This is a genomic window from Gordonia sp. (in: high G+C Gram-positive bacteria), from assembly GCF_012515855.1.
Classification (GTDB): domain Bacteria; phylum Actinomycetota; class Actinomycetes; order Mycobacteriales; family Mycobacteriaceae; genus Gordonia.
Genome location: NZ_JAAYXO010000169.1, coordinates 1 through 5842, shown reverse-complemented (window position 1 = coordinate 5842; position 5842 = coordinate 1). Strand labels below are relative to the sequence as shown.

The 5842-nt window shown below is 68.0% G+C and carries 5 protein-coding genes and 1 pseudogene; 3 read left to right on the top strand and 3 right to left on the bottom strand.

All coding sequences use genetic code 11. The features are described from left to right. On the top strand, positions 1-366 hold a 366-nt coding region (locus tag GX543_RS12655), incomplete at its 5' end, for a MarC family protein (RefSeq protein WP_290852319.1). A 23-nt stretch (positions 367-389) separates the two neighbouring features. Then, positions 390-1256 carry a glycine betaine ABC transporter substrate-binding protein gene (locus GX543_RS12650; RefSeq protein ID WP_290852318.1) on the top strand — a complete coding sequence of 289 codons (867 nt, stop codon included), beginning with the start codon at positions 390-392 and terminating at the stop codon, positions 1254-1256. Between the two features lie 105 nt (positions 1257-1361). Here GX543_RS12650 and GX543_RS12645 read toward each other — a convergent pair whose 3' ends face one another. Next, positions 1362-2192 carry an SDR family NAD(P)-dependent oxidoreductase gene (locus tag GX543_RS12645; RefSeq protein ID WP_290852317.1) on the bottom strand — a complete coding sequence of 277 codons (831 nt, stop codon included), beginning with the start codon at positions 2190-2192 and terminating at the stop codon, positions 1362-1364. 32 nt (positions 2193-2224) lie between these two features. Then, positions 2225-3757, bottom strand: coding sequence for an NAD(P)/FAD-dependent oxidoreductase (locus GX543_RS12640; protein WP_290852316.1), 1533 nt, complete (start codon positions 3755-3757; stop codon positions 2225-2227). A gap of 79 nt (positions 3758-3836) precedes the next feature. Between GX543_RS12640 and GX543_RS12635 the strand changes: the two genes are divergently transcribed. Next, positions 3837-4448 (top strand): TetR/AcrR family transcriptional regulator, encoded by a 612-nt coding sequence (locus GX543_RS12635; protein WP_290852314.1) that lies wholly within the window; start codon positions 3837-3839, stop codon positions 4446-4448. 93 nt (positions 4449-4541) lie between these two features. On the opposite strand, the pseudogene kgd reads toward GX543_RS12635, so the two are convergent. Beyond that, positions 4542-5842, bottom strand: a pseudogene (kgd, locus tag GX543_RS12630) (multifunctional oxoglutarate decarboxylase/oxoglutarate dehydrogenase thiamine pyrophosphate-binding subunit/dihydrolipoyllysine-residue succinyltransferase subunit); the annotation flags it as partial.

Genomic DNA, 5842 nt, shown 5'->3' with positions numbered 1-5842 from the left:
CTCCTGCTGGTGGCGCTGCAACTGCTGAGCGGCGGAGAGGGGCCGACGCAGACCGCGAACGAGGACGTCAACGTGGCTCTGGTGCCGCTGGGAACGCCGTTGCTCGCCGGGCCGGGCACTATCGCCGCGGTCATCGTCGCGGTGAGTGAGAGCCACGGCGACATCGGTGCGTACACTGCCATCGCCGCGGCGATCCTCGTCGCGCACCTCGTGGTGGCGCTGGCTCTGCTGTTCTCGACCAGCATCATCAAGGTCTTGAAGGTCTCGGGTATCACCCTGCTCGCCAAGATCGCCGGTCTGCTCCTGGCGGCCATCGCCGTCCAACTCATCGCGACGTCGGTGATCGGGTTCGCGGCCACCGCATGACGACTCGACTACCGTGGGGGCCGATGCTTCCCAGACGATTGACTTCCAGCCTGCTCGTCGCAGCTGCCGCCGTGACCCTGTTGACCGCGTGCGGGTCCGACGAACCCGCGCCGTTCAGCGTCGGCAGCGACGGTACCGCGGCGATGCGCGTGGCCGCCGAACTCTACGCGGGCTCGATCGCGCGAACCGGCGTGCGCGTCGAGGTGCGCGACGACTCGCGCGGCGACCGTCGTCTGCTCGACGACGCCGCGCAGGGCGATCTCGACCTGTTTCCGGCCTTCACCGGCGACCTCCTGGTGACGCTGACGCCGGCCCCGACCGCGTCGTCGACCGAGGACGTCGAGCAGGCCGTCAGTCGGGCGCTGCCGCAAGGTGTGGTGATCGGTGATCCGGCTGCGGTCAGCAACCGCAGACAGGTGGTGCTCTCGCGCAGCCCGATGGACACCGCGGGCGTCACGGACCTCGCCGACTGCGGTGCGCTGCCGCCGGGGATGCCGCTGGCGACCACCGGCAAGCTCTCCGCCGACGATCGCGCCGCGTTCGGCCAGTGCCGTTTCGGTGCCGTCGAAGAGGGATTGACCCCGGCCGAGGTGGTCGCGCGGGTGTCGACGGGACGGCAGTTGGGTGCGCTCACCGGTCTCGAGGCGGCTTCGGCGCTGGCTGGAAACGACGCGGTCACGGGTCTGCGCTCGGCGGAATCGGGTCCGATGGCGCAGGACCTGGTGCCGGTCTACCGCAGCGCGCAGGTCGGTAAGTCACAGATGAAGGCGCTCAGCCGAGTGGCGGGCGACCTCACCACCACCGACCTCGCCGAGATGGCGGCGAAGGTCGAGAAGGGCGCCGATCCGGCCGTCGTCGCGCGCGAGTGGCTGGTCACGCGCGGAACGTGACGGGCCCGCCGACACGGCAGCACGGGCAACGCAGGGACGCCGCGACGATCTCGTCGCGGCGTCCCTGTCTGCGTGCCTGTCTGTCTGTCTGCGTATCTGTCTCGGCTACTTGGTCTTGCCGAGCGCCCATCCGGCCACGCGAGCGGCGACGCCCTGGTAGCCCGAGGCGACCAGGCGGACTGCCAGATCGAGCACCTTGGCGTCCATGCCGACGAGCACGCGCGCGCGGTCGCGTTCGACGGCCTTGATGATGACGTCGGCGGCCTTCTCCGACGACATGGTCGCGAGGTACTTGTCGAAGAACTCAGCGGTCTTGGCCGGATCGTGGTCGCCCGAGGTGGTGGCGTTGCGAGCGATGGCGGTCTTGATGCCGCCCGGGTGCACACAGGTGACCTTGACCGGGTGCTTGGCGATGATCATCTCCTGGTTCAGCGCCTCGGTGAATCCGCGGACGGCGAACTTGGCCGAGTTGTACGCGGCCTGGCCGGGCTGCGACAGCAGGCCGAAGAGCGACGAGGTGTTGACGACGTGACCGTCGCCCGACGCGATCAGGTAGGGCAGGAACGCCTTGGTGCCGTTGACGACGCCCCAGTAGTCCACGTCCATCACGCGCTCGATGTCCTTGAACTCCATCGTCTCGACCTCGCCGTTGTGAGCGATGCCCGCATTGTTGAAGATCGCGTTGACGGTGCCGAAGTGCTCGGCGACGGTGTCGGCGTAGGTGAGGAAGGCCTCGCGCTCGGCGACGTTCAGGAGCTGGCTGTGCACCTGCGCGCCGGTCGCGGCGACGAGGCGCTCGGTCTCGGCGAGACCGTCGGGATTCATGTCCGAGATGGCGATCTTGGCGCCGCGCTTGGCGAGCTTGACCGCGAGATCGCGGCCCATGCCCGAGCCCGCGCCGGTGATGACGATGACCTTGTTGGTGAAGTCCTTCATGCTGTCTCCTCGAAGTTGTCGTGTGCGGCGGATCAGGCGTCGGCGCCGACGGGCTCGGCGGTCGTCGCGGCCGATGCGCCGACCTGGTCGGCAGTCTTGACGTCGTACGCGGCGATGTCGAACGATCGCGTCACGTTGCGGTAGTTGAAGGTGAATCCGGGCCACAGCGCAGTGACGTTGCCGTTGCGATCCTTGTACCACGAGGCGCAGCCGCCGTTGACCCACACGCTGTTGCGCAGGTTGTGCTGGAGGCCCCGGTTGTACTCGTCCTGGGCCGTCTTCGTGACGTCGGTGCGGACGATCCCGCGCGAACGCGTCTTGCGGAGGTAGTCGACGAGGTAGTTCAGCTGCGACTCGATCATGTAGACCATCGAGGTGTGGCCGAGTCCGGTCGACGGGCCCACCAGCAGCATCAAGTTCGGGAAGCCGTGGACGAACGAGCCCTTGTAGGCCTGCATCCCCTCGGCCTCCCAGACCTGCGCCAGGCTCTTGCCGCCGGAGCCGACGATGGCCCCGAAGATGGGGGAGTCGGTGACATGGAAGCCGGTCGCGACGACGATCACGTCGACGTCGCGCGCGGTGCCGTCGTTGGTGACGATGCCGGTCTCGGTGACCCGGGCGATGCCGTCGGTCACGAGTTCGACGTTGTCCTGATCGAGCGTCGGGTACCACTCGTTGGACTTCAGGATGCGCTTGCAGCCGACGGCGAACGTCGGGGTGACGGCCTTGCGGAGCTTCGGGTCGCGGATACCGCGGAAGATGTTGGCGCGGGAGAGCGCCTCGACCGGCTTGAGGGCCTTGGGTGCGTAGGTCATGCCCGCGGCGACGACCTCGTTGAACGAGTAGATGCCGCCGCGGATCGCCGCCTGCAGGCCCGGGACGTTCTTGAACGCCCAGTTCTCGAGACCGAGGTACGGGCGCTCGTTACGCGGGATGATCCACGGCGCGGTGCGCTGGTAGACGTCCATGTGGCCGGCGGTCTTGCCGAGCTGGGGGACGATCTGGATGGCCGAGGCTCCGGTGCCGATCACGGCGACGCGCTTGCCCGTGAAGTCGTAGTCGGTGTCCCACTGCGCCGAGTGGACCATCTTGCCGCCGAAGTCCTCGATGCCCTCGATGTCGGGAAGGTTGGGCTCGCAGAGCGGGCCGATGCCGCCGACCAGGGTGCGAGCGGTGACGGTGTGGCTCTGGCCGTCGCGGTCGTAATGGATCGTCCAGGCGCCGCGGTCCTCGTCCCAGGCGGCCTGCGTGACGTCGGAGCCGAAGAGGGCCTTGTTGCCGATGCCGTGCTCGTCGGCGACGGCGTTGATGTAGCGGTGGATCTCCGGCTGGTGCGAGTACGAGCGCGACCACTCCGGGTTCAGGGCGAACGAGTAGGAGTACAGGTGCGAGGGGACGTCGCACGCGGCGCCCGGGTACACGTTGTCGCGCCAGGTGCCGCCGAAGTCCTGCCCGCGGTCGAGGAGCACGTAGTCGTCGACGCCCTCCTGGGTGAGCTTGATGGCTGCGCCGAGTCCGGAGAAGCCGGCTCCGATGATCGCGATCTCTACATCATGCGTTGTCATGGTCCCTACGATAAAGCCGTGTTGACCATGAGTCAATAGGTAATTGAGTTTGAGTCAATAAGCGCTTACGGTGGAGATCATGACCGCCCCCCGCACCCGAATGAGCCCGGCAGCCCGACGGCGACAGCTCGTTGACCTGGGAGTTCAGATGGCGCGGGAGATGCCGCTGGAATCGGTGACGATGGAGGCGGTGGCTGATGCCGCGGGCGTGTCGAAGGGCCTGATCTTCCACTACTTCGAGTCGAAGGCCGACTTCCACCTGTGCGTGATCTCTGAGCAGGCGCAGGAGATGCTCGACCGCACGGAACCGCAGGAGGACCTGGCCGATCCGCTCGCCATGCTGCGGGCCTCAATGGTGGCCTACGTGGACTACGTCGCCGACAACGGCCGCGGGTTCGTCGGTGTGATCAGAGGAGCGGGGAGCGCCGACGAGGCGATCCGGAACGTCGCCGACCGCACGCGCGCCGCGATGACCGAGCGGATCCTCTCCCGAGCCTCGCTCCTCGGCATCGAGCGCACGCCGGCCATCGCCCTCGGCGTCGCCGGCTGGATCGCCTTCGTCGAGGAACTCCTGGTCAGCTGGATCGACGACCCGGTGGTCACGCGAGATCAGCTGGTCGACGTCTTCGTCGCCGCCCTCCCCGCGTTGGCGGGCGTCGTCGGCCTGGTGACGGCGGAAGATCCCGCCTGACACCAGCCCACGCAAAGACCGCCCCGCCCGGAACTCCGGACGGGGCGGTCTTTCTACGGTGTCGTCTCGAGGGCGAGTCGACTACCGGATGACTCAGCTGAAGGCCTCGTCGATGATCTCCTGCTGCTCCACGGCGTGGACCTTGGTGGAACCCGACGACGGCGCGGACATCGCACGACGCGAGACGCGGCGCAGGTCGCTCAGCAGCTCGGGGAGCATCTCCGGCAGCCAGAGGCCGAGGAACGGCCACGGACCCTGGTTGGCCGGCTCTTCCTGAACCCAGCGGAAGTCCTTCGCGTTCGGGTACGCCTCGAGGGTGCGTGCCAGGCGGCGGTAGGGGACCGGGTAGAGCTGCTCCACGCGAACAAGCGCGATGTCGTCGCGGCCGTCCTTCGCCTTGCGGGCGGCGAGCTCGTAGTAGAGCTTGCCGCTGACGAGGAGCACGCGCTCGACCTTGGAGCGGTCGCCGCCTGCGACGAACGCGGGATCGTCGATCACCGAGAGGAACTTGCCCTCGGTGAAGTCCTCGACCGGCGAGACCGCGGCCTTGTTGCGCAGCATCGACTTCGGTGTGAAGACCACCAGCGGACGGCTGATGCCGTCGTGAACGTGGCGACGCAGCAGGTGGAAGTAGCTCGACGGGGTCGACGGCAGGGCGACGGTCATCGAGCCCTCGGCGCACAGCTGCAGGAAGCGCTCGATGCGTCCCGAAGTGTGGTCCGGTCCCTGGCCCTCATGGCCGTGCGGCAGAAGCAGGACGACGTCGCTGCGCTGGCCCCACTTGGCCTCGCCCGAGCTGATGAACTCGTCGATGACCGACTGCGCGCCGTTGACGAAGTCGCCGAACTGCGCCTCCCACATGACCAGGGCATCCGGGTCGGCGACGGCGTAGCCGTACTCGAAGCCGAGCACCCCGTACTCCGACAGCGGCGAGTCGTACACGAGGAAGCGGCCGGTGGCGTCGGGCAGGTGGTTCAGCGGCGTGTACTCGCCGCCGTTCTCCCGGTCGATGAGGACCGAGTGGCGCTGCGTGAACGTGCCGCGACGTGAGTCCTGACCCGACAGGCGGACGGTGCGACCCTCCTGCACCAGGGTGCCGAACGCGAGGAGCTCGGCGAAGGCCCAGTCGACGTTGCCGTTGATCGGCATCTCGTGACGGCGCTTGATGACCGGCTTGACGCGCGGGTGCGGGGTGAAGCCCTCCGGGACGTTGCCGAAGGCGTCGCCGATCTCGGCGAGGCGCTTCTGGTCGACGGCGGTCACCAGCTTGGTGCGCAGGGTCTGGTCGCCCTCCACCGACGGCGAGGCCTCGGGGGTGTGGCGTTCGAGTTCCTTGACCTCGACGAACACGCGTTCCAGTTGCCCCTGGTAGTCGCGCAGGGCGTCTTCGGCTT